17 protein-coding genes are annotated in these 21,365 nt (G+C 60.4%); 8 read left to right on the plus strand and 9 right to left on the minus strand.

Annotated features, from left to right (window positions below; translation table 11 throughout):
* Nucleotides 1–9: 9 nt before the first annotated feature.
* The 3 genes from OHL13_RS06715 to OHL13_RS06725 form a co-directional block, all read right to left on the minus strand.
* The gene (locus tag OHL13_RS06715) at nucleotides 10–543 is read right to left on the minus strand and encodes a hypothetical protein (RefSeq protein ID WP_263409360.1); all 534 of its coding nucleotides are present in this window, start codon (nucleotides 541–543) and stop codon (nucleotides 10–12) included.
* Nucleotides 531–1,667: a glutamine-hydrolyzing carbamoyl-phosphate synthase small subunit gene (carA, locus tag OHL13_RS06720; protein ID WP_263409361.1), complete on the minus strand. Its 1,137-nt coding sequence runs from the start codon at nucleotides 1,665–1,667 to the stop codon at nucleotides 531–533. Before carA ends, OHL13_RS06715 begins: the two co-directional genes overlap by 13 nt.
* A gap of 158 nt (nucleotides 1,668–1,825) precedes the next feature.
* Nucleotides 1,826–2,140, minus strand: a complete 315-nt coding sequence (locus OHL13_RS06725) for a Rieske (2Fe-2S) protein (RefSeq protein WP_263409362.1) — start codon at nucleotides 2,138–2,140, stop codon at nucleotides 1,826–1,828.
* A 93-nt stretch (nucleotides 2,141–2,233) separates the two neighbouring features.
* Between OHL13_RS06725 and OHL13_RS06730 the strand changes: the two genes are divergently transcribed.
* Nucleotides 2,234–2,650, plus strand: a complete 417-nt coding sequence (locus OHL13_RS06730) for a DoxX family protein (RefSeq protein ID WP_263409363.1) — start codon at nucleotides 2,234–2,236, stop codon at nucleotides 2,648–2,650.
* 286 nt (nucleotides 2,651–2,936) lie between these two features.
* Here OHL13_RS06730 and OHL13_RS06735 read toward each other — a convergent pair whose 3' ends face one another.
* The 3 genes from OHL13_RS06735 to OHL13_RS06745 all read right to left on the minus strand — a co-directional run bounded on the left by OHL13_RS06735 (nucleotide 2,937) and on the right by OHL13_RS06745 (nucleotide 8,691).
* The gene (locus OHL13_RS06735; RefSeq protein ID WP_263409364.1) at nucleotides 2,937–4,181 is read right to left on the minus strand and encodes a DUF1501 domain-containing protein; all 1,245 of its coding nucleotides are present in this window, start codon (nucleotides 4,179–4,181) and stop codon (nucleotides 2,937–2,939) included.
* Nucleotides 4,182–4,328: 147 nt separating this feature from the next.
* Nucleotides 4,329–6,443 (minus strand): DUF1800 domain-containing protein, encoded by a 2,115-nt coding sequence (locus OHL13_RS06740; protein ID WP_263409365.1) that lies wholly within the window; start codon nucleotides 6,441–6,443, stop codon nucleotides 4,329–4,331.
* Nucleotides 6,444–6,516: 73 nt separating this feature from the next.
* Nucleotides 6,517–8,691: an alpha-ketoacid dehydrogenase subunit alpha/beta gene (locus OHL13_RS06745; protein WP_263409366.1), complete on the minus strand. Its 2,175-nt coding sequence runs from the start codon at nucleotides 8,689–8,691 to the stop codon at nucleotides 6,517–6,519.
* Nucleotides 8,692–8,787: 96 nt separating this feature from the next.
* Between OHL13_RS06745 and OHL13_RS06750 the strand changes: the two genes are divergently transcribed.
* Nucleotides 8,788–10,308: a S8 family peptidase gene (locus OHL13_RS06750; protein ID WP_263409367.1), complete on the plus strand. Its 1,521-nt coding sequence runs from the start codon at nucleotides 8,788–8,790 to the stop codon at nucleotides 10,306–10,308.
* A gap of 22 nt (nucleotides 10,309–10,330) precedes the next feature.
* On the opposite strand, the gene OHL13_RS06755 is transcribed toward OHL13_RS06750, so the two are convergent.
* Nucleotides 10,331–10,702, minus strand: coding sequence for a hypothetical protein (locus OHL13_RS06755; RefSeq protein ID WP_263409368.1), 372 nt, complete (start codon nucleotides 10,700–10,702; stop codon nucleotides 10,331–10,333).
* A gap of 45 nt (nucleotides 10,703–10,747) precedes the next feature.
* On the opposite strand from OHL13_RS06755, the gene OHL13_RS06760 reads away from it, so the two are divergent.
* On the plus strand, nucleotides 10,748–11,683 hold the full coding sequence (locus tag OHL13_RS06760; protein ID WP_263409369.1) for a mechanosensitive ion channel family protein: 936 nt from the start codon (nucleotides 10,748–10,750) through the stop codon (nucleotides 11,681–11,683).
* Here OHL13_RS06760 and OHL13_RS06765 read toward each other — a convergent pair.
* The gene (locus OHL13_RS06765) at nucleotides 11,680–13,794 is read right to left on the minus strand and encodes a thioredoxin domain-containing protein (RefSeq protein ID WP_263409370.1); all 2,115 of its coding nucleotides are present in this window, start codon (nucleotides 13,792–13,794) and stop codon (nucleotides 11,680–11,682) included. The two genes, OHL13_RS06760 and OHL13_RS06765, sit on opposite strands and share 4 nt — an antisense overlap.
* 170 nt (nucleotides 13,795–13,964) lie before the next feature.
* A complete protein-coding gene (locus OHL13_RS06770) occupies nucleotides 13,965–16,025 on the minus strand; it encodes a TolC family protein (RefSeq protein ID WP_263409371.1) in 2,061 nt (686 codons plus the stop codon).
* Nucleotides 16,026–16,340: 315 nt separating this feature from the next.
* On the opposite strand from OHL13_RS06770, the gene truA reads away from it, so the two are divergent.
* The 5 genes from truA to OHL13_RS06795 all read left to right on the plus strand — a co-directional run bounded on the left by truA (nucleotide 16,341) and on the right by OHL13_RS06795 (nucleotide 21,362).
* Nucleotides 16,341–17,135 (plus strand): tRNA pseudouridine(38-40) synthase TruA, encoded by a 795-nt coding sequence (gene truA, locus OHL13_RS06775; RefSeq protein ID WP_263409372.1) that lies wholly within the window; start codon nucleotides 16,341–16,343, stop codon nucleotides 17,133–17,135.
* Nucleotides 17,135–18,337: a M20/M25/M40 family metallo-hydrolase gene (locus OHL13_RS06780; protein ID WP_263409373.1), complete on the plus strand. Its 1,203-nt coding sequence runs from the start codon at nucleotides 17,135–17,137 to the stop codon at nucleotides 18,335–18,337. The genes truA and OHL13_RS06780 overlap by 1 nt, the downstream gene beginning before the upstream one ends.
* A 174-nt stretch (nucleotides 18,338–18,511) precedes the next feature.
* Nucleotides 18,512–20,119, plus strand: a complete 1,608-nt coding sequence (locus OHL13_RS06785; RefSeq protein ID WP_263409374.1) for a trypsin-like peptidase domain-containing protein — start codon at nucleotides 18,512–18,514, stop codon at nucleotides 20,117–20,119.
* A 237-nt stretch (nucleotides 20,120–20,356) separates the two neighbouring features.
* Entirely contained in the window at nucleotides 20,357–20,701 is a 345-nt protein-coding gene (locus OHL13_RS06790) for a peptidoglycan-binding domain-containing protein (RefSeq protein ID WP_263409375.1), read from the plus strand.
* A 76-nt stretch (nucleotides 20,702–20,777) separates the two neighbouring features.
* Nucleotides 20,778–21,362, plus strand: coding sequence for a hypothetical protein (locus tag OHL13_RS06795; protein ID WP_263409376.1), 585 nt, complete (start codon nucleotides 20,778–20,780; stop codon nucleotides 21,360–21,362).
* The last annotated feature ends 3 nt before the right edge of the window (nucleotides 21,363–21,365 follow it).

Raw genomic sequence — 21,365 nt, forward strand, 5'->3', positions numbered from 1 at the left:
TCTCTCTTCCTAACTCAACTTGTTGGCACAGGGCGTTTCCTGCGCATTCGTCCATGGAGGAGCCGTACTGAGTTCGTCCACGTAGCGGCTCTTCTCGTCCGGGTTCGCCATTGTCGGCCGGCGGTCTTCACCTTCAACCACACGCGACTTGTAATAGCGCACCATGCTGGGTGGCAGGATATTTCCATCCTGAATCACCAAATCTGACTCTGCAACCCAGTAACCCCAATAACTCAACGAGGCCCGAATCGACTTTAGATTTCCCGCAACATCAAAGTGATACTCAAAGATAAGGTCGCGGTTCCGTTCAAACCTTCGTAGCCTGACCCGCTCAATCATCGTTCCGGAGGCCCATAGTTCGCTGTAGATTGTGCGAGCCCGAGGATTGATAAGAGGCGGATACTTCTGCATGCCCCACTCGCGCTGGGAACTCTGCACACAAAAGAACTGCTTCAACTCTTTTGCTTTTTCTCCTGAAAAAACAGCGGGGGCGAAAAACACCACCACCGCTGTTTTTGTCAGGAACCGAATCACTTCTTCCACTCCTCCATCATCTTCCGGAAATCCTGGAAGAGATAATGCGAGTCGTGCGGCCCGGGGCTTGCCTCCGGGTGATACTGCACGCTGAACATCGGATCGGTCTTATGCTTCAGACCGGCCAGCGTCTCATCGTTCAGGTTCACGTGCGTCACCGCAACATCAGCCGGCAGGCTTGCCGGATCGACGTTGAAGTTGTGGTTCTGCGCCGTGATCTCAACCTTCTCGGTCTGCTTATTCATGATGGGGTGGTTTCCGCCATGATGACCGAACTTCAGCTTGTAGGTCTTGCCGCCCAGCGCCAGGCCAAAGATCTGGTGGCCCAGGCAGATGCCGAACATCGGCTTCTGGCCCTTCAGCTTGCGGGCGTTCTCAATGGCATACTCCAGCGGCTCAGGGTCTCCGGGGCCATTCGAGAAGAAGATGCCATCGGGGTTCATCGCCAGAACATCTTCTGCAGACGTGGTCGCGGGAACGACCGTGACACGGCAGCCCTCGCGCGTAAGCATGCGCAGGATGTTCTGCTTGATACCGAAGTCGTAGGCAACGACGTGCAGCGGTTCGCCCTTGGAGTCGCGCGCCTGCGGCAGCAGCGGATCGCCTGCCTGGTTGCGCGGATCTTCAGCGTCGAACTCGTAGATGGTCTTGGTGGTGACCACCGACGCCAGGTCGGTGCCTTCCATCTTCTTGATCGCCCGCGCCTTTGCAACGAGCTTTTCGGCATCCGTCTCAAGCGTCGAAATGACGCCGCGCATGACACCATGGTTGCGCAGGTGACGAACCACGGCACGGGTGTCGATATCCGAGATCACGGGAACGTTATAACGCTCCAGATACTCGTCCGTCACCTGCGTGGAACGCCAGTTGGAACTAATAGGAGAAAACTCACGGACGACCAAACCTTCAATGTAGGGGCGGGACGCCTCTGCATCGCTGGGAGTGGTGCCATAGTTTCCGATCTGGGGGTTCGTCAATACAACAATCTGCCCGGCGTACGAGGGATCGGTGAAGATCTCCTGGTATCCGGTCAACGATGTATTGAAAACGACCTCTCCATAGCATTCGGCTTTGGCGCCGAAACCTTTACCGCGAAAGATGCGCCCGTCTTCGAGCGCTAGGATGGCTTGCATCGCCTCTCCAGGGAGTGGATTCAATCGATTTTATCAGCTTTTAGCCGCTTCACAAAGACGAAGGACCGGCGATTTGCCGGACCTTCTTTGATCATGCCGATTTCTTGTTTCGAGGGTTGGATATGGCACGCAAATCACGCCCTCCAAACCTCCCTCTGCTAGGCAAGATCCACCAGTACATCCTCGCCTTCGGTTTTCACCGGAAATACATCGACCTTGGCTCGCTCCGGCGGATGCGCCACACCGGTCTTCAGGTCGAAGGCCCAGGCGTGCCACGGGCACACCACGGCTCCACCTTCAACCCAGCCCTCACCCAGTGGCCCACGACGGTGCGGGCACCAGTTGTCCAGGGCGTGCAGATCGCCTCCATGCCGTGCAAGACACACGTCAACGCCCTCCGGAGTTGTTACCTGCATCGCCTTGCCCTCTTCCGGAGCCTCACCGATCGAACACAAACGTACCCATTGCGACATGAACAGAAACCTCTTCTCTCCATGCTAACCAACCCGGTTCCCTGCACAGCTTTCCACTGGCAATCAGACACGCAGGGACGGTTAACTATCTCCATGAGCAAGTGGCTTGAAAGCTTCCAACCCACCACCGCGCTGTTGCTGCGCCTCGCGCTCGGCTTTGCGCTTGCCTATTGGGGATGGAGCAAGGTGATTCCCGCACACGGCGCGGGCGCACTGTCCGCTCTGAATCATCACGCCGCTTTCGTTCATTCGCTCGGCATGCCGTACTGGCTCGGCTACGTATCCGCCATCACGGAGTTCCTCGGCGGCATCTGTCTTCTGCTGGGCCTGCTGACGCGCTTCTGGGCCATCCTTGGCGCCGTCAACATGATTTTCGCCATCTGCCTGGTCACACTGCACCATGGCTACCAGGCATCGCAGTATCCGCTGGCGCTTACCGTCATGGCCCTGATGATCGCCAGCTTCGGCCCCGGAGCCCTGGCACTGGATCGACGCATCGGTCTCGACTAGTTGGATGGTGGGCTGGGCTGACGGTCCTTCAGTATCTGCAGTCCTCTACAACCTTGCTGCTCTTCCATCGAAAAGCCCCAGGCTTTTACCATCCCATCCGCCTTAAAGAAGTGAGGGCTCCCGATATTCCGGGAGCCCCAAATGGGAGGGAGTGATGGTGCGGATATTGGAAGCTCAAGTCGTAGTCGGTAACCCAAGCTGCGTTGATTGACAACACTTCATCAGACGCTTGTGAACTGGAAAAGTTGTCTCACACTCATCTGATATCTCACTTAACGGCAACGACTCATAAAAAGTTCAGGAAATCATTGCTTTGCACGTTCGTATTCGGGAATACGAGCTTCAGGTCTTTCGCTCCGAGCGTCTTGTACGCCGCCTCACCCAGTACACGGCGGAAGTCCGTCGTGATGGCTAGATCGCGGCCTTCGTTCAACTGCTCGTTCTCCAGTCCAGGCCATTTGCAGTAGACCTTTCCGCCCTTCACCTGTCCGCCCAGCACGAACATGACATTGCCGTGACCATGATCGGTGCCGCCCGTGCCATTCTGTCGCGCAGTGCGGCCAAACTCACTCATCGTCACCAGAGTGATGTTCTCGGTGTCGTCTCCCATGTCCTTCCAGAAGGCCGCAATCGATTCTGAGAACTCCTTAAGACGATTGGCGAGACGGCCGTTGATGTTTCCCTGGTTCTGGTGCGTGTCCCAGTCGCCAATATCGGCAAACGCAGCTTCCACACCAAGGTTCGCCTTCAACAACTGCGCAATCTGCTTCATGCTGTTGCCGAAAGGCGTGTTGGGGTACACCGCTCCATTCGCCGGCGTGTAATGCGCCGGATCGGCGGATTTCAGCATCTTCACCGCTTCAAAGGTCTCCTGCCCTGTGCCATGCAACACAGCGTCTACGCTATCGGCATACATCTGCTGGAAGGCATTCGACATCGGTGAAGGATTCGGGCCGCGGCCACCGACGGAGAAGTCCTGCAGGTTGCTGATGGCGATCGCCGGCAACTTGCCCTGCAGCGTGCGCGGCACCTGTCCCCCCAAAGCAACGGCGCGGAAGGGAGAACTCTGTCCGCGCAGTAACTCTTCCTGCAAAGCTCGGTTCAACCATCCATCCTGCGTAGCTTTCAGGCCGGGTGTACCGCTTTCCATGAAGTCCTGAGCGTCGAAATGTGAACGTGTCGTATCCGGCGATCCGGTCGCGTGCACCACCGCAAGGTGTCCCTGCTCGTAGAGCGGTTTGAAGGCGGCCATGGAGGGATGCAGACCGAAGAAGCCATCCAGATCCAGCACCTGCTCCGGCTTGATGGCCAGCGACGGACGCATGGCGTAGTAGTTCTTCTCCTTGTAGGGCACCACGATGTTCAGGCCATCTGCAGCACCGCGCTGGAAGAGCACAACCAGCTTCTTCTTGTTTGCTGCGGCGGTATTGACCTCCGCCATAACGGACCGAGTCAGAAACGCAGGGATGGTGGAGGTACCCACCAGCGCCAGCGCGCCGCCCTTCATGAATCCACGCCGTGTAATGCTCATCGCCAGAACCTCGCCGTCTTTACTGTAGGACGTGCTTTCTTCTACAGGTACAGACCCTAAGTTTCAGAATTCCTCTCGTTCTTTAGTCCTGAGCGCCGCTGCTTTCTTGTTTTTTGTCATCTTGGAATCCGCTTCTCCCAACGACCCCTAACGCCGCTGAAACTCCGGTGACCCGATCAGTAGGCCAATCATGTTGGCCGTCTGATCATCCAGATTCGATGCCGGAACTACCGGCCGCGGAGGCCTTGCCCCGGGATTTGCCTGCATCTGACTTCCCTGCTCAGGAGATGCCATAAAGTCTTTCTCCGCCTGGGCTTGCAGGCCGGAGTTGCGGAACTGTTCAAGTACGGTTTTCCGTGTCCCGGCACTCGCCGGACGCCCCAGCAGGGCGATCTCCAACGCCTTCTCCCTGGTCTCATCCGAGTTACCGCTGGTGGCCGGGTTGCCCACCAGCACGCCCGGCAGACTGTGACCCAGGCGGATGCCGAAGTTCATGCGATTGACCAGCGCGGCTGTATTCAGCCATGTCTCCTGGTCACTCTTGTATCCGGTCGGCGGCTGAGCGCCATACAGTGGCATTCCGAGCGTGTTCATGGCCTGCACCAGCGGCAGCGGGTTCTCCACTTCGGCTCCGGTGGCTCGCACAGCGCTGACCAGGAACTCTTCCGGCGTCTTGAATTTGGCCTCATCGTTCGAAGCCGCCCAGAACTCCGGAGCATCGAACATCGTCTTCAACACCGCTTTGATCTCGCCGTGCGAGCGCGTAAAACTGGCCGCCATCTTATCGACCAGCTTCGGGATGGGATGATCGCTGACGAAACGCTCCGCCAGCTTTTCGCTGAGGAAGTGCGCCGTAGCGGGACTTGTCGCCAGGATGTGCAGAACCTGGAGCCCTTCCTGTTCGCCACTTTCCTGGATCGTTACGCCAAGCACCGTCTTCGAGCCCGGTTCATGGCGGCGTTCGAGAAAGGCAAACTGGTTTGCCGAGGCGATATTCATGCCGATCTGCCGGGCCGCCTGCTGACGGCCGCCGAACACACTCCGGCGAATCTCCTGCTGTGGCCGGAACCCCGGATCGAGCGTCCATCCGGTAAAGACCTTCGCCACCTCGGTTACGTCCTTTTGCGTATAGCCGCCGTTCACGCCCAGCGTATGCAGTTCCATCAGTTCGCGTGCGTAGTTTTCATTCAGCCCCGTGGGCCGCTGCTGCGCGGATGCACGCTGCAAGAGCGGCTGGCGCGTCGCCGCCTGCGACTTCGGTCCGGTGCTTTGGAAGTTGTCGAGGTAAACCAGCATGGCCGGACTCTTCGCCACTGCCACCAGAAGGTCTTCAAAGTTGCCCAGGGCGCGGGGGCGGATCACATCCCGCTCGTAGCTCGGCAGGTAGTACGGTTCCTGTGCGTTCTTACGGAGGTAGACGTTGAAGTGGTTTGTCCAGAAGCTGGTCATCACCTCTTCCAGCTGGTGCGTCGAGTAAATCTCGCGGATAAGACGCTGCTCCATCAACTCCGCTCCAACCAGACGCGCGGTGCCCCCTAAAGCAGCGAGCGTCTCCTTCTGCTCGGGTGTCATGCCTTCGACAAGGGCGGGCAGCTTTTGCTGTCCGATCATGCGCAGAGCCATCAGATCACTCGTATCCAGGTTCAGGATGCGATCAAAGCGCTCCTGGGGAGGCATCCCCGACAGCTCCCGGGCAAGTCGCTGCGGCTGCCCCGGCTGAACGCCTGCCGCCAGCATGCGCGCATCCCGCTTGGAAGCCGCATCGTCACCCGCCATATCGTTCTGCGGTTGCATCTGGGCCACATCCTGCCCCTGCTGCTGCGCAGCGGTGCGCAGTCTGTACTGCTCGATCTGGCTGCGGTAGATGGCCCTCTCCGCCGGGTCGCCTGGCAAGGGAGCCCCGGTGCGCTCCAGAACGCGGATCATCTGGGGGCTGGGAAACCGCCTCATCAACTCGGCCGTGCTCAGTTTCATCGCCGGATAGGCTTCCAGACGCGCAAGCATCGCCGTGTCGTCTATGGCAGAAGGATGGAGCTGCTGCTCGAACCACCGGTCAAGGCCGGTCTTTTCGACAGCTTCCAGGTCGCCCGGTCGTGGACCAAAGGTAAGGCGATTCAGCGCGTAGCGAACACGCTCCTGCCCTGTAAGGCGGTTGGGCGCCTGCGGCCTCGCCGCCTCTTCCGCCAACAGGGGCTGACCGGCCAGCAGACAGCAAAGCGCGGCGGAACAGAGAGCACGGAAACTGGAATTGGAACGAAGCATAACGGTCACCTGTGGGGGAAGGAACCAATTCTCCCCCACAAGTTGCCGTTTGTGCAGAAATTTCTACTGGTTTTTAGAACTCCGCCAGGTCTTTCATCGCGGCGTAGATCTTCTCCGGCTGGGGCAGGATGATGTCCTCCAGCACCGGCTGGTAGGCCACAAAGGTATCCATGCCCGCAACGCGGCGCACCGGAGCGTCCAGATCATGGAACAGCTCGTCGGCGATGCGAGCGGCAATCTCCGCCCCATAGCCCCAGCTGATCATGTCCTCATGCGCAATCAGCACCCGGCTCGTCTTGCGGACCGACTCGGCGATCGCTTCCCAGTCATACGGCGAGAGAGAACGCAGGTCGATGACCTCCGCGCTCACCCCGGTCTCGCGCTCCAATCGGGCTGCGGCCTGCAGTGTGCGCGGAACTACGGCGCCATAGGTGACCACCGTCAGATGCTTGCCCGGCTTGACGATCTTCGCCTTGCCGAACGGAATCATGTACTCCGGCCCCGGATACACACCCTTGGAGATCGGCTCGCGATACAGCCGTTTGTGCTCCAGGAAGAGTACCGGGTCGTCGCAACGGATGGCCGTACGTAGAAGCCCGTTCGCATCCAGCGCGTTCGACGGCATCACAACACGGATACCCGGGGTATGCGTGAAAATGCTCTCGCCCGACTGCGAGTGATAGATCGATCCACCGGTCAGGTAGCCGCCAATCGGGCAGCGAATGACCATCGGCGAAGAGAAGGTGCCATTCGAGCGCCAGCGCATCACGCTCAGCTCGTTGCGCATCTGGTGGACAGCCGGCCAGATGTAGTCGAAGAACTGAATCTCCACAACCGGCTTCAGACCGCGTACAGCCATTCCGATACCGCGACCGACAATATTGGCCTCCGCCAGGGGCGAGTTGAAGCAGCGATCTCCGCCGAACTCCTTCTGCAGGCCATGGGTCAGCTTGAAGACGCCGCCTTTGCCTTTGAGCTCGCCCTTGCGCAGTCCTTCTTCACGGCTGACATCGGCAACATCCTCGCCAAAGACCAGGATGCGTTCATCGCGCCGCATCTCGTCATGCAGGCAGGCATTGATCAGGTCGGCCATGGTGCGCTCGGTCGTATCGGCACCGGGCCTTGCCTCGGTCGAAAACACATCCGCCGTAGGCTTCAGGTCTTCAGAATACTGGTGGACCAGGATCGAATCTTCCGCCGGAATCGGAGCCGTCAGGGCGGCATCTGCCGCACGCTGCACCTCGGCATCCACTTTCTTTTCAAGCACGGTGACGCCCTCCTGGTCCAGAATTCCCTCCTGGATCAGGAACGCCTGCATCCTGGCGATGGGATCGCGCAGAGCATCCGCTTCCAGCTCGGCAGCGGTGCGGTAGGCGCGCTCATCGTCAGACAGCGAGTGCGAATACGGGCGAATCACGTGGCCATGCACCAGCGCCGGCCCTTTGCCGCTGCGGCAGTAGGCAACGGCCTCGGTCAGTGCCTTGTAGCTGGCAACAGCATCGGTCCCGTCGACTTCGGCGAAAAAGAAGTTCGGGAAGTTCGCCACCAGGTGCGAGATGTTGCCGCCCGGCGTGTTGCACTCCACCGGAGTGGAGATGGCATAGCCGTTGTCTTCCACCAGGAACAGCACCGGCAGCTTGTTGTTGGAGGCGGTATTCAGCGACTCCCAGAACTCGCCCTGCGAGGTCGAGCCTTCACCGATGGAGGTATATGCAACCTCATCGTTGTAAAAGATCACGTCCTTGAACTGGCGATAGTCGCCATCGGCCTTCTTCGCGGCGTCTGGCCTCTGGCTGAAGTAGCGGCCAGCCTCTGCCACGCCAACAGCATGCAGGCACTGGGTCGCGGTCGCCGAGGACGGGCTGACAATGTGCAGCTTCTTGCTGGTCCAGTGCGAAGGCATCTGGCGGCCGCCGCTCTGCGGATCGGTCGCGGCGCCCACAGCCTGCAGCAACTGGTCTTCCGCCGTCTGGCCAAGCACCAGGCTGATGGCCCGGTCGCGGTAGTACGGCACAAACCAGTCGTAACCCGGCTTCAGAGCGAAGCCGGCGGCCACCTGCAGGGCTTCATGCCCGGCGCAGGAGATCTGGAAGAAGATTTTTTGCTGCCGTTTCAGCAGGATCTCTCGGTCGTCAATCCGGCGCGAAAGATACATGTAGCGGTAAAACTCAACGAGTTGCTGCGGACTTAGGCCACCGTAATCGGAAGCCTTCTTCGAGGACGTAGCTGCTGCGGCGTTGCGAGGCATCGTAATCTGCTTCTCGATTGTACCGCTTCACCCTATCGCAAATCCCCCCGTCTGCCGATGATCCCGTCTGTGGGCAACTGCCCGCATTTCTGAGGGATGCCGATGCTTCGCAACTGCCTGTCTGGATTCACCTTTCTTTGCGCCGCAATCACGGCACAGGCGCAGACGCCGCTCAACAATGTTGTGCCGCACCGCTACCTGGTGGTCTACCGCCAGGGTGCGCAGCAGGCGCAGGTTGCTGCGGCGCGCCAACGGATGGGAATGGCAACCCGGCGGAACAGCGCGGGCCTGGGCATCGATGCCTTTGCGCTGGCCAGTGATGCGGACGTTCGTAGTCTGGCCCGCGACCCGGACGTCGAGTTCGTTCTGCAGGATCGCGTGGTGCGAGCCAGCAGGATCCAGACCGAAAATCTCCCCATCGACAAGCATCCCTTGGGCCATGGAGCCGCCAACCCGCCTGGATGGCGCAACCTCCCCGTCGCGGGAAACAGCACGGCGGACAGCGACTACAGCTCCCCGCAGGGTTGGGCCGTCGCCCAGGTGGGCGCCTATGGCGCAGGCTATCTGGGCCAGACAAGCTACGGCCCATGGAACCTGACCATGGGTGCGGGGATCCGCATTGCTGTGCTGGACTCCGGGGTAGACCAGCAGCACCCGGATATTGCACCGAACATTGCTCTGAACCTGACCGAGATTGACCAGACGGCACAGCCAAGTCCCTGCGATGACGGCTCGCCGCAGGATCAACAGGGCCACGGAACCTTCTCCGCTTCGCTCGCCGCCGGCGCCTATGGCGCAAATACGGGGCTGACCGTCGGCGTCGCTCCACAGGCGCAGATTTTGAATATCAAGGTACTGCAGCGTACGCCGGATGCTGCCCTTCAGTGCGCCAACGGCCAGGCCAGCGGCCTGCTGAGCTGGACGATCCAGGGCATTCAGGATGCCATCGACAACCACGCCAACGTGATCGTGATGCCCTTTGGCACCATGGTGGACCTGTACACAGGCGACGGCGCGGGGCTGAAAACCATGTACGACCGCGTGACGCACGCTGCGGCGCAGGCAGGCATTGTTCTGGTCGCCTCAGCGGGTAACGATGGATTTGATTTCAGCAATCCCCGTTATCTGGAGCTGCCGGCGCAGGCACGCGATGTGCTGGCGGTGGTAGCTTCCACCAACCCGGCCTGCGCGGAGAACACAGCCAAGGGAGCCACCTGCCAGGCTGGCCCGGTCTCACTGGCCTATTACAGCAACCGCGGAACCCCCTTGAATGCCGTCGCCGCCCCTGGCGGAAGCTATCCCGCTGGCTCCGATACCGGCGTGACCGGCTGGGTGCGAGCCGCCTGCAGCAACGGCAAGCCATTCACCTCCGATGGAGCGCCCTCAGTTGCTCAGCATAGCTTCGGCTGCTTTAATCTTGGGCACCAGCAGTATGTCCGAGCCATGGGAACCAGCGCGTCGGCTCCATTGGCGGCGGGAGTCGCGGCACTGGTTATGGCGGCACATCCCGGCTGGAGCGCGGCAACTGTCGTCAACACACTGCGCAACACAGCCATCTCCTCGGCTACGATGCCCTACGGTGTAGTGAATGCGGCGGCTGCGCTGGGCATTCACTAGCTTCCCGGTCCTGCCGCGACTCTTAGCCCTTCATGCGTTCTTTGACGGATTTGGCCAGCTTCTCAATCTCTTCCGCCTTCTTGATCACCGTGATGGAGAGGGTGTTCTTATCGGACTTGTCCACCTCTTCCTTCAGCTGGCTGGCCAGGGATAACAGCTTTTCCGTGTCTTCGACAATCTTCTTCTGGCGGTCGTCATTGCGCATCCGGGCGCGCTGGTTTTCCATGCGCGCGTCAAAGACCGGCTGACGGTCATCCGGCCCCCCCATGGTCACGTCCGGCATACCGTTTGGACGTCCGGTCGAAGTGCCGGGAACACCTGTCGTCGGATTTCTCTGCTGCGCCGCGGCGGCTGTTACCAAAAAGCCCAGGAACAATACATGTGTGATCTTCATCGGGACCCCCTTGAACAACAGCCGTGGTGAAATAGAAGCCAGCCTATGATGCACCTTTCTGCAGCAGCCCCGCAAGAAACTCGCACAGTACAGCCGGAACGTTCGTGGAACGAAGACCTGAGCAATTTCCTGCATCACGATCTACCGAAGATCGGCTTCATTCTGTTATTTGGTTTTATCCTGCAGCGCATCACGCTGTTTTTCGTTAAGCGCATGCGGCTGATGGCGGAGCGCCAGGTCGGCAACTCGCAGCGCGCCTCGCAGCTTCGCACCATGTCGTCAGTGCTTCGCGCCACCGGGTATGGCGCCATTGGCTTCTATGTTCTGCTGCAGATTCTGCCGATCTTCGACATCGATCTGAAGCCCCTGCTGGCTTCCGCCGGCGTCGTCGGACTGGGTATCTCTTTTGGAGCGCAGTCCATCTTCAAGGACATGCTGAACGGCATCTTCATCCTGATCGAAGATCAGTTCAACGTGGGCGACACCGTAAAAATGGCGGGCCTGACCGGCACCGTGGAGGACATGAGCCTGCGCTGCACCATTCTGCGCGACGGCGACGGAACGCAGAACATCATCCCCAACTCGCAGATCACCACCGTGCAGAACCTCTCGCGAGACTATTCGGTCGCTTCTCTGCAGGTCAGCATCGACGCCGGAGAAGACCCGGACAAAATCATGGCTCTGCTTGGGAAGGTTGCCCTGGAGGTACGGACCGACATGGCCTTCCGCCAGGTCGCCATTGAAGACCCGAAGGTGCTGGGCGTGGACAAGATCAACGGCCGCGAGGTGATCTACCTGGTGAACACCAAGGTCCGCGCCAACCAGAAGGACGGCGTCCTGCGGGAGCTGCGGCGGCGCATGCTCCTGGCCTTTGACAAGGGAGGCATCAAGCTGGGCATTCCGTCCAGCGCCATCATGGTCAACATGCCGGACCCGACGCTGCCCAACGCAGCGCCGGTGGTTCCCGGCAGCGAGAGCTAGAGAGACTGGTTCAGCAGTTCCAGCAGACTCTCAGGATCGGAGACCGGCGGATGGCAGGTTTTGCCCGCGCAGACAATGGCAACACTGCGGCCAGCCTCAAGCCCCGGAAGGTTCGGAATGGTTCCGGCAAGTGCCGGAGGAAGCGCATCAAGCTGCGAAAAAGTGATTTTAATGACGCTTTTTGACACCGAATAGCGGCTTAAAGCGGCAATTTCGAGCATCTTTGCGGCATCATCTTCGCCCACAATCACCACCTGCGCGGAGGGCTGCACCAGCCGTTGCAGCGCCAGACCGTAGCTGGCGGCATAGAGCCCGAAGTGCTCCACGATGCCGCCGAAGGTCTCCAGCGTATCGAAAGCTCGGTCGCGGTACTCCGCATTGCCAGTCAAAGCTTCCAGCCGGACCAGCACGGAAGCCATGGTGGAATTGGCGGCAGGCGTCGGAGCGTCCTGAAGCGGCTTGCGCCGCGCGGAAAGCGCTCCAAGAAGCGGCTCCCCGGTGGCTGGAATGTCGAAAAAGCCGAGTCCGGCAGCATCCCAGAAATGGGCGAGAACGTAGTCGGTAATCTGCTTTGCTGCAAGATAGTACTTCAGGTTTCCGCTGCATTCCCATGCATCCAGACAAGATGCAGCCAGAAAAGCATAGTCGTCGAGCACTGCCGGAACAGGCGCGGCCGGTGTGGAGCCGTCGGCATACGCGACGACGTGGGAGAGTTCGGCCTCGGGGTTCCAGGCCGCGGCCAGGATACGGTCCAGCGTCCTGAGGGCGAAGTGGATGGCCGGAGGAAGAGCCAGCGAACGGCCCGTATCGATGTACGCCGAGATCATCATGGCGTTCCATCCGGTATAGATGGTCTTGTCGATATAAGGCGTAGGGCGCTGCATGCGCGCGCCATAGAGCTTCTTTTTTGCGGAAACCAGAAGCGATCTTGCCTCTTCGAGAGAGATGCGCGCCTGCTGGGCGATCTGCGGGAGCAGGTGACGAACATGCAAAACGTTCTTTGCGGTGTTGTGCTGCATGTCGCCCACGTCGCCAATGTCGTAGAACGACGCGGCGATCTTCAGTTCGTCGGGCGTAAGAACGGCGCGGGCCTCATCGACGGTCCAGGTGAAGTAGTCGCCGTCGTCGTCCAGGTTAATATCAGCATCCTGCGAGGCATAAAAACCGCCGTTCTCGCGGTCGGAGAGCCACGTATCGACCCAGAGAATGGTTTCGCGGGCGACGCGGGCGGCCTCGGGTTCGGCGAAGCTCTGAAACGCATGGGCGTAGTTGGCCAGCAGACCCGCGTTGTCGTAGAGCATCTTCTCGAAGTGCGGGACGATCCACTGCTCGTCGACCGAGTAGCGGTGGAAGCCGCCGGCCAGGTGGTCGTAAATACCGCCGCGCGAGATGGCGCTGAGGGTGCCGAGGGCTGAGGAGAGGATCTTTTCATCCGCGCCGGGGCGTGTGGCGGCGTCCAGCAGCAGGTCAATGGCGGTGGAGTGCGGGAACTTGGGCTGCGATCCGAATCCGCCATGGCGGGCATCGTACATGCCGGTGATGGCGGTGGTCATCTTGGTGACCAGATCGGCGCTGACACGGGCTCCGCGGCCGGAGAAGGTCTCGTTCTGTTCGATGGCCTCCATGACAGAGGAGGCCGACTCGAAGACATCCTGCGGCTTTTCATGGAAAGCCTGAGCCATGGTGAGCAGGACGCGCTGGAAGCCGGGCCGGCCGAACTGGTCCTGCGGCGGGAAGTAGGTTCCACCGAAGAACGGCTTCCCTTCCGGGGTCAGGAACGCGGTCAGCGGCCACCCGCCTTGTCCACTGATGGCGGAGACGGCGGCCTGGTAGCGTGTATCGACGTCAGGACGCTCATCGCGGTCAACCTTAATGGCAACGAAGTGCTCGTTGATAACGGCCGCGGTCTCGGGATTCTCGTAGGACTCGCGGTCCATGACGTGGCACCAATGGCACCAGACGGCGCCGATGTCGAGCAGGATGGGCTTGTTCTCGCGGGCAGCGCGATCGAAGGCCTCCGGGCTCCAGGGATGCCAGCGGACCGGCTGGTGAATGGCGGAACGGAGATAGGCGGAGGAGGCAGATGCGAGGGCGTTCGGCTCGTGAGACATCGTTTCTAGGATAGTTGGTTTGGGGGCCGTGTGGCAGGGCGGCGCTGTGCTGAGGAGAGTAGCAGAACCTTCCAGGATGAAAAAACAAGGAAAGCAAAGGCAGGAAGCTGTCTAAACAAAAGGAAAGCCCGGCCGAAGCCGGGCTTTTTTAATGATTGAGACAGATGCGCTTACGGCTGCGGCGTAAGCGGCTTGGGCGGCTCAGGAGCCTTGGGAGCCGTCAGGCCGGGGATCACCGGAGCCTGGCTCATGGTGCCGTTGGCAGCATCGACAAGCGAGATTCCGTAACGGTCCATCGTGTTCGCCAGCAACTGATAGAGCGAAGCGCGGTCACGGGCATAAGCGGCCGTGGCCGAGATCAGACTGTTTTCCGCCGTGGCCAGGTTACGCTCCTGCTGCAGGACGTTGGCGGTGGTGGAGGCTCCGAGGCGGTACTTCTTCTGCTCGGAGTCCAGGGACTGGGCCTGGTAATCACGGGCCGCCTGGGCAGACTGCACGGCAGCGCGGTCATTGGTCAGAGCGAACTGCGCGTTGGTGACCAGCATGCGCATCTGCGTGTAGAGCTGCTGCAGACGCATCTGTGACTGGCGCAATTCCATCTGCGAGCGGGCCTGGTCAGCCTGGGCAACGCGGTTGCGGATGGGAATGTTGATGGCAAGGCCCACTCCCTTATCGGGGTTAGAGGAGTCGAAGAGTCCGGTGAAGACATCGCCGTAGTTGCGGGTTCCGAGCTGAGTGCAACCATTCGTGGAGGAGCAGCGCGGATTCTGGCCGCCGCCCAGGGTTGAGGCTCCATAGAAGCCATAGACATCGACCGTCGGAAGCAAGCCGTTCTTCAAGGCCTTGATCGAGATCTCGTTGTTCTTCATGGCCAGCATGGCCTGCTCGATCTGCGGATTATTGACGTAGGCCTGCTTGACCAGGTCTTCGATCTGCACATCCTCTTCCGGAATGCGGTCGAGGCTGACGCGGTCGGTCGGCACTACGGGCGCCAAGGCGATCTGCTGATCATTGGTGCTGCGCGCAATGGCCTGCTTGATGAGCAACTGCTGGTACTCGAGGTTGGACTGCGAGGTGATCAGCGCCTGCTTGTCCGTCGAAACCGCCGAATCCGAGTTCACGATGTCGAGCGGCGCCAGGGTTCCGATCTCAAGCTGCTTGCGGTTGTCCGAAGCCAGCTTGGTGGACTGGTCAAGGGCGCGAGTCTTGGCCTGAACGTCCTCGTAGGCGGAGACGAGAGCCCAGTAGATGCTTTCCACCTGGGTAACCGTAGAGATGACCTGCTGACGGAAGGCTGAATCGACGATACGGCGATTGTTCTTCGCCTGTACGATAAAGCGTCCGTTGATGGACGGGCCAAAGCCCTGGAGCAGGTGCTGCTGCAGGCGGAACTGCATGGTGGACTGCAGCTGCGGGTTGTAGGGCGAACGGGTGTTGTTATTCGAAGTGCGGGTGTTGTTGAAGCTCGCCGTAGCCGTGGTACCGGTAATGAACCCCTGGGTATAGCCGAAGTTGTAGGTGTTTGTGGCCTGGTTCAGGGAGTAGGTGCCGGTGATGACGTTGGTGGTCTGCGGGCTCTTGGCGCGCTCAAGCTGGATGGTCGAGGTCAGGACGGGGTCGAAGCTGGTAGGAACCGGGCCGGCACCATTGGTGGAAAGCACGAGACCGGATGCGCCGGCGCCGGCTGCACCGGCTGCCGTGGTGGTGCCACCAGGGCCGCCGCCACCGCTGATCGTAGTGGTGGTTCCGCCGAGGGTGTTTGAGACCAGACCGGACGAGACGCCGCGCAGGGTGGCGCCAGCACGAGCACGCAGAAGGTCGGTGTCCGCGATGTCGAGGTTCAGGCGGAAGATGGCGATGTCGTAGTTGTTCTCAAGCGCCAGCATGACGGCATCGGAGAGCGAGAGATAGATCTTTCCGTCGCGCAGCAGTTGTTCGAGGCGCGGGGTATTGCCCAGGCGCGGCTCGCCGACATTGATGGGGGTATACGGAGCCCAGGGCTTAAAGATGTGACTCTTGGGCTGGGCGTAGTCCTTAGCCGTGTCGCGAAGGAAGAGAGGCTCCGTGAGCTTGGGTTCCGGCACGGCCGGAAGTGTGTTGTTGGCCTGTGCCTGCGCGGGCGTTCCGCCTCCGGGGACGGTCTGCTGCTGTTGTGCGGCAGCATACTGTACGGCGGGTCCCATCAGGAGCAATGCAATGCTCGCGGTGGCTTGCAGATGTCTCAAATTCACGTTGCGCTCTCCAGCTAATGCGATCGTTTAAGGTCGCCGGCCTGCTTTAGTTTTTCGGGTTGCAGTCCCGGGTTTATGAGTAGGAGGGGTACAGCTCTTCCCTTTTCTCGGTGTAAGTGTTGTACGGATACCAACAGACAGATGTTTCAGAATGGTGTCCGGTTCCTAAATGGCTCCACGGCTGCTTCAGGGGCTGATACGCAAAGAGATTGCGAGAGGTTCCGTGAAGATATTTGGAAGCGACAGACATGGCCTTTGGCGGGACAGCGATGAGTATAGCAAGTGGCTCAGGCGTCAGCATGTTACCGTGCAAAGATGGCCTCTTCTCGGAATCTCTGGAAGCTGACCGTGAGCTACGACGGTGGTGATTTTCACGGCTGGCAGGTGCAGCCCGGTCTGCGGACGGTGCAGGGTCTGCTGGCGGACGCCATTCGCAAGGTAACGGGTGAAGAGGTCCTGCCACAGGGGTCGGGGCGGACGGATGCAGGGGTTCATGCGATTGGCCAGGTGGTGTCGGTCAAGCTGGAGGCTGGGATCCCCCCGCAGAACCTGTTGCGTGCGGTGAATCGCGCGCTGCCAACGAGCGTGCGGGTGATGCAGGCCGAGTTGGCTCCCGAAGGGTTTCATGCGCGGCATTCGGCGCGTGGTAAGACCTATGAGTACCGCATCTTTGTCCGGCGGGATGCCGGGATGCGCGAGGAGCGGATCTGCTCTCCGCTGATGGCTCGTTATGTATGGGACTGCCGCTGGCCGCTGGATATGGCCCTGATGCAGGAGGCCGCCGCGGCGGTGGTGGGCGAAATGGACTTCAGCTCATTTGCCGCGAACGATCCGGACGCGTCTGTCCGCCAGGGCGGAGCTCCGCCGTCAATGGTCCGGACGATCTTCAGCTCGGAATGGCGGCGGGAAGACAACCTGCTGATCTACCGCGTGCGTGGCAACGGATTTCTGCACCACATGGTGCGCAACCTGGTGGGAACGTTTGTCGAGGTGGGCTGCGGGCGCATGTCTGTGCCCCAGGTGGGGGCGATTCTTACGGCGAAGGACCGGTCAACCGCTGGACCCACCGCGCCGGCGCGCGGGCTGTTTCTGGTTGAGGTGGAGTATTGATGCGCGCGAACCAGCGGATCGTAGAGCTGGCGGGACGGCGCGAAGTGCATGCCGCTTTCCAGTGGCTCCACCTGCAGGAACAGCGGCTGCTGAACTGGCAGATGGAAATTTTGCGGATTCCCGCGCCTCCTTATAAGGAAGCGCGGCGCGCCGCGTGGATGCGGGAGCGCTTTATAGAGCTCGGCCTGGAGCGAGTGCAGGTGGACGCCGAGGGCAACGTCCTGGGAGAGATTCCCGGTCTGGTGAGCGATGGACCGGTGACGATGCTGTCGGCACATCTGGACACGGTGTTTCCGGAGGAAGTGCTGCCGGAACCCCGGCTGGAAGAGGGCCGCCTGCATGCTCCCGGAGCCGCGGACAACGTCGCGGGGCTGACGGGGCTGCTTGGACTGGCGGCTGCCATGAAGACGGCGGGACTTGTTCCGCGGCAGACGGTTCTGTTTGTGGCCAACGTGGGCGAGGAGGCAGAGGGCAACCTGCGCGGGATGCGCCACCTGTTTTTCCGGTCGGAGTATGCGTCCCGCATCCGCGCGACGATTTGCCTGGAAGGCGCGGGAATCGAAGGCGTGGTGGTGGGCGGTATTGGGAGCCGGAGGCTGGAGGCAACGATTACCGGGCCGGGCGGCCATTCGTGGACGGAGGCTGGAACTCCGAACCCGGTGGTGGTGCTGAGCCGGGCGATCGCGAAGATCGACAAGATCCGCGTGCCGCGCCAGCCGCGGACAACATGGAATATCGGCAGGATTGAAGGCGGCATGTCGGTGACGTCGATCCCGGAGCGTGTGAGCTGCCTGATTGACCTGCGGTCGGTGGATGCGGACGAGCTGATCTCACTGGAGGTCCAGGTGCACCGCGCGTTGGAAGATGCGGTGCTGGACGCCAATGAGAATGCCGGGGAACGGCGGCTTGGGTTGCAGATCCGTACGATTGGCGACCGTCCTGCGGGCGAGCTGTCCAAAGAGTCTTCCCTGCTGGAGACGGTGCGTGCGGTGGACCGGCATCTGCGGCTCAGGACGGAGCTCAGGATCGGTTCGACCGACGCGAATGTGCCGCTGGCGCTGGGACGCGAAGCGATTGCGGTGGGTGCGGGCGGCGTAGCGGGCGGCATTCATACGCTTGCCGAATGGTTTGAGCCGGCCGGGCGCGAACTGGCTCTGCGCCGTGCGTTGCTGATTGTGCTGGACGCCGCCGGGCAGGTTTAGGCTGGAATTGGCGGGAAATTGCACAAAACACTTTTCCTGTTAACTGGCGTCTAACCCCATGAACGCCGGCAGGTTCAGAAGCTGGCCTGTTTTCGGCGATATACTGGCACATTGCGTGAAGATACGCGCATGCTTTGCTGATTGAAGGAATACAAAAACGAGATGGAGAGAAAGATGTCACTGTGGGAACGGATTCAGACGAAGCGTCTGACCTCGACCTTCGCGTTACTGGCTACGCTGTCGGTCGGCATTGTGGCGGGATCGATTCTAACCGCGAAGGTTCATGGCAAGGAACAGGACTCGTCGGATGCGACGCCGCTCCGGATTCCTGAGCCTCAGAGTGTCGGCAATGGCTTCTCGAAGATTGCGAAGATGGTTGGTCCGGCGGTGGTGAACATTAACACCGAGAGCCTTCCGAAGGCTGCACCGAAGGGCCGTGGCCGCCGCGGTCAGGGTGGCGGGCAGGACCAGCAGGATATGCAGGACTTCTTCAACCGCTTCTTCGGTGGCAATCCGAATGGCAACGGCGGTGGAGACGATGATGAAGATGGCGACGGAGCCGGCGGCGAGCGCCGTGCCCTGGGTTCCGGTTTTATTGTCGACTCGAAGGGCTACATCATCACGAACAACCACGTGGTGGAGAAGGCCGACAAGATCTTTGTAAAGCTGTCGACCGATCCTGAGAGCGATCCGGGCCGTCCGGCGAAGGTGATTGGCACCGACAAGGACACGGATATTGCGGTCATCAAGATTGAGAGCAAGGATCCGCTGCCAACGATCAAGCTGGGCAACAGCGAAGGCGCGCAGGTAGGCGACTGGGTGCTGGCCATTGGCAGCCCGTTCGGACTTTCGCAAACGGTTTCGGCCGGTATTATTTCGGCCAAGGGACGCCAGATCAATGAAGGCCCTTCGGCAAATGGATTTGCGACCAACCAGTTCCAGCGATTTATCCAGACGGATGCGGCGATCAACCCGGGTAACTCGGGCGGTCCGCTGGTAGATATGTCCGGCGCAGTAGTCGGTATGAACACGGCCATCTACACGCAGTCGATGGGATCGCAGGGCGTTGGTTTTGCGATGCCGGCGAACACGGTAGTGAACGTCTACAACATGCTGATCGGGCCGGAACACAAGGTGACCCGCGGATCGATCGGCATCAGCTTCCAGTCGAACATCTCTTCCGCCGTGGCGCGTATGTACGGCTCGGGTGTGATTGTGAGCACGGTATCCAAGGGCGGACCGGCGGAGAAGGCCGGCCTGCAGGCGGGCGATGTGATCGAGTCGATTGACGGACGCAAGATCAAGGACGGCGACGATATGGTGAACGATATCGCTTCCCGTCGTCCGGGATCGACGGTCAAGCTCGGCTATCTGCGGGATGGCAAGCCGGGAACGACAACCGTTTCGATTGGCGATCGCGCGAAGATCTTCGCGGACCTGAACGGCAACGGACAGGACGATGACCAGGAAGCGCAGTCCACGGATGTTTCAGCTGACAAGCTGGGCATGAGTGTGACGGCAATTCCGAATGCCGCTCTGGGCAAGATGGGCATCAAGGGCGGCGTCCTGATCTCTGCGATCAAACCGGGATCGTTTGCGGACGAAATTGGCCTGGCACGTGGTGTGGTGATTATTGAGATCAACCGCAAGACGGTGACCGATATGGCCAGCTTCCAGACAGCGATCAAGGGGCTGAAGTCGGGCGACGATGTGGTGTTCCTGGTGCGTGATCCGAACTCGCGTGCCGGAGGCAACAACTACATTGGCGGAACCCTGCCGTAAACTGCAACGAAGGTTGTACAACAATGCGGCGCGAAGTGGGAAAACACCCTTCGCGCCGCTTCTTTTTGGCTTGCGCGGGGTTTACGTTCTGAGTAACCTTGAATGCAAATCAAGGCCATTCCAGACTCGAATCCGCCCGATACTGGGGGAGCAGGTATTTTGAGAACTATGCAGATTTCTCGCATCTCTCTCGTCGTTGCTGTAGCACTGGTTTCCGTAGTTCCGTCAGGAGCCGCCATGCGTTCGCGCAGAGGGCCGACCGCGCAGCATACGCAGAAGAAGGCTTCCTCCAAGCCGGTCGCACGCCGTACCTCATTCAAGCCCGGCCAGCGTGGCATTGACGACACCCGCGCAACGGAGATCCAGCAGGCACTCATTAAGGCAGGCTACCTGTCAGGAAATCCGACGGGACACTGGGATTCGAACACGGAGTCCGCCATGCAGAAGCTTCAGGGCGACAATGGCTGGCAGACCAAGCTGGTGCCCGACTCCCGCGCTCTGATCAAGCTGGGTCTGGGGCCGAAGATGGACTCCACGGCCATGACTGCGGACAACACGATTGAAACCACCGGCACGAAGTAGCCTGGTTACGAAGGATTTACGAAAAGGAGAGCTGATGCTCTCCCTTTTTGACATTAAGGCGCGATAGGCTGAGAGTGTGACACGACGGATTGTGGTTTTCTTCCTGTTGGCGATGGCGGTCAGCGCCCATGCCATTGAGCTGAAGATCTCGGCTGCGGCCCTGGAACGCACGCTGAAACAACAGCTGTTCAATACCCCGGACGGGCGCTATTACCTGCGCGGCGACGCGAAATCAGCCTGCTACGTCTACGCCGAAAATCCGCATGTCAGCTTCAAGGATGACCGCATTGTGGTCAGCGTCCACACGCGGTCGCGGCTTGGTACCGGGTTTCGCGGCGCGTGCATTGGCGTGGGCCTGACGACAGACGCGGATGTCTCCATGCTGCCGGAGGCAGAGGGCGAGTCGATCGGCTTTCGCGATACACGGATTGACCAGTTGAGCACGAACAAGGAATTGAGCTTTCTGCTGGTTCCCTTCCTCAGCCATAAGCTGCCACAGAACATGAAGGTGAACGCAGCCAACCTATTGAGGGATTCCCTGACGAAGTCCGGAACATCCACCGGCTACCTGCTGACCCTGGAGAGGCTGAAGGTCCACTCCATGCTGATTGAGGTCGGAACGCTGGTCGTGGATGTGGATGGCGCGCTGACGGTGAAATAACCG

This window comes from Terriglobus tenax, assembly GCF_025685395.1.
Classification (GTDB): domain Bacteria; phylum Acidobacteriota; class Terriglobia; order Terriglobales; family Acidobacteriaceae; genus Terriglobus; species Terriglobus tenax.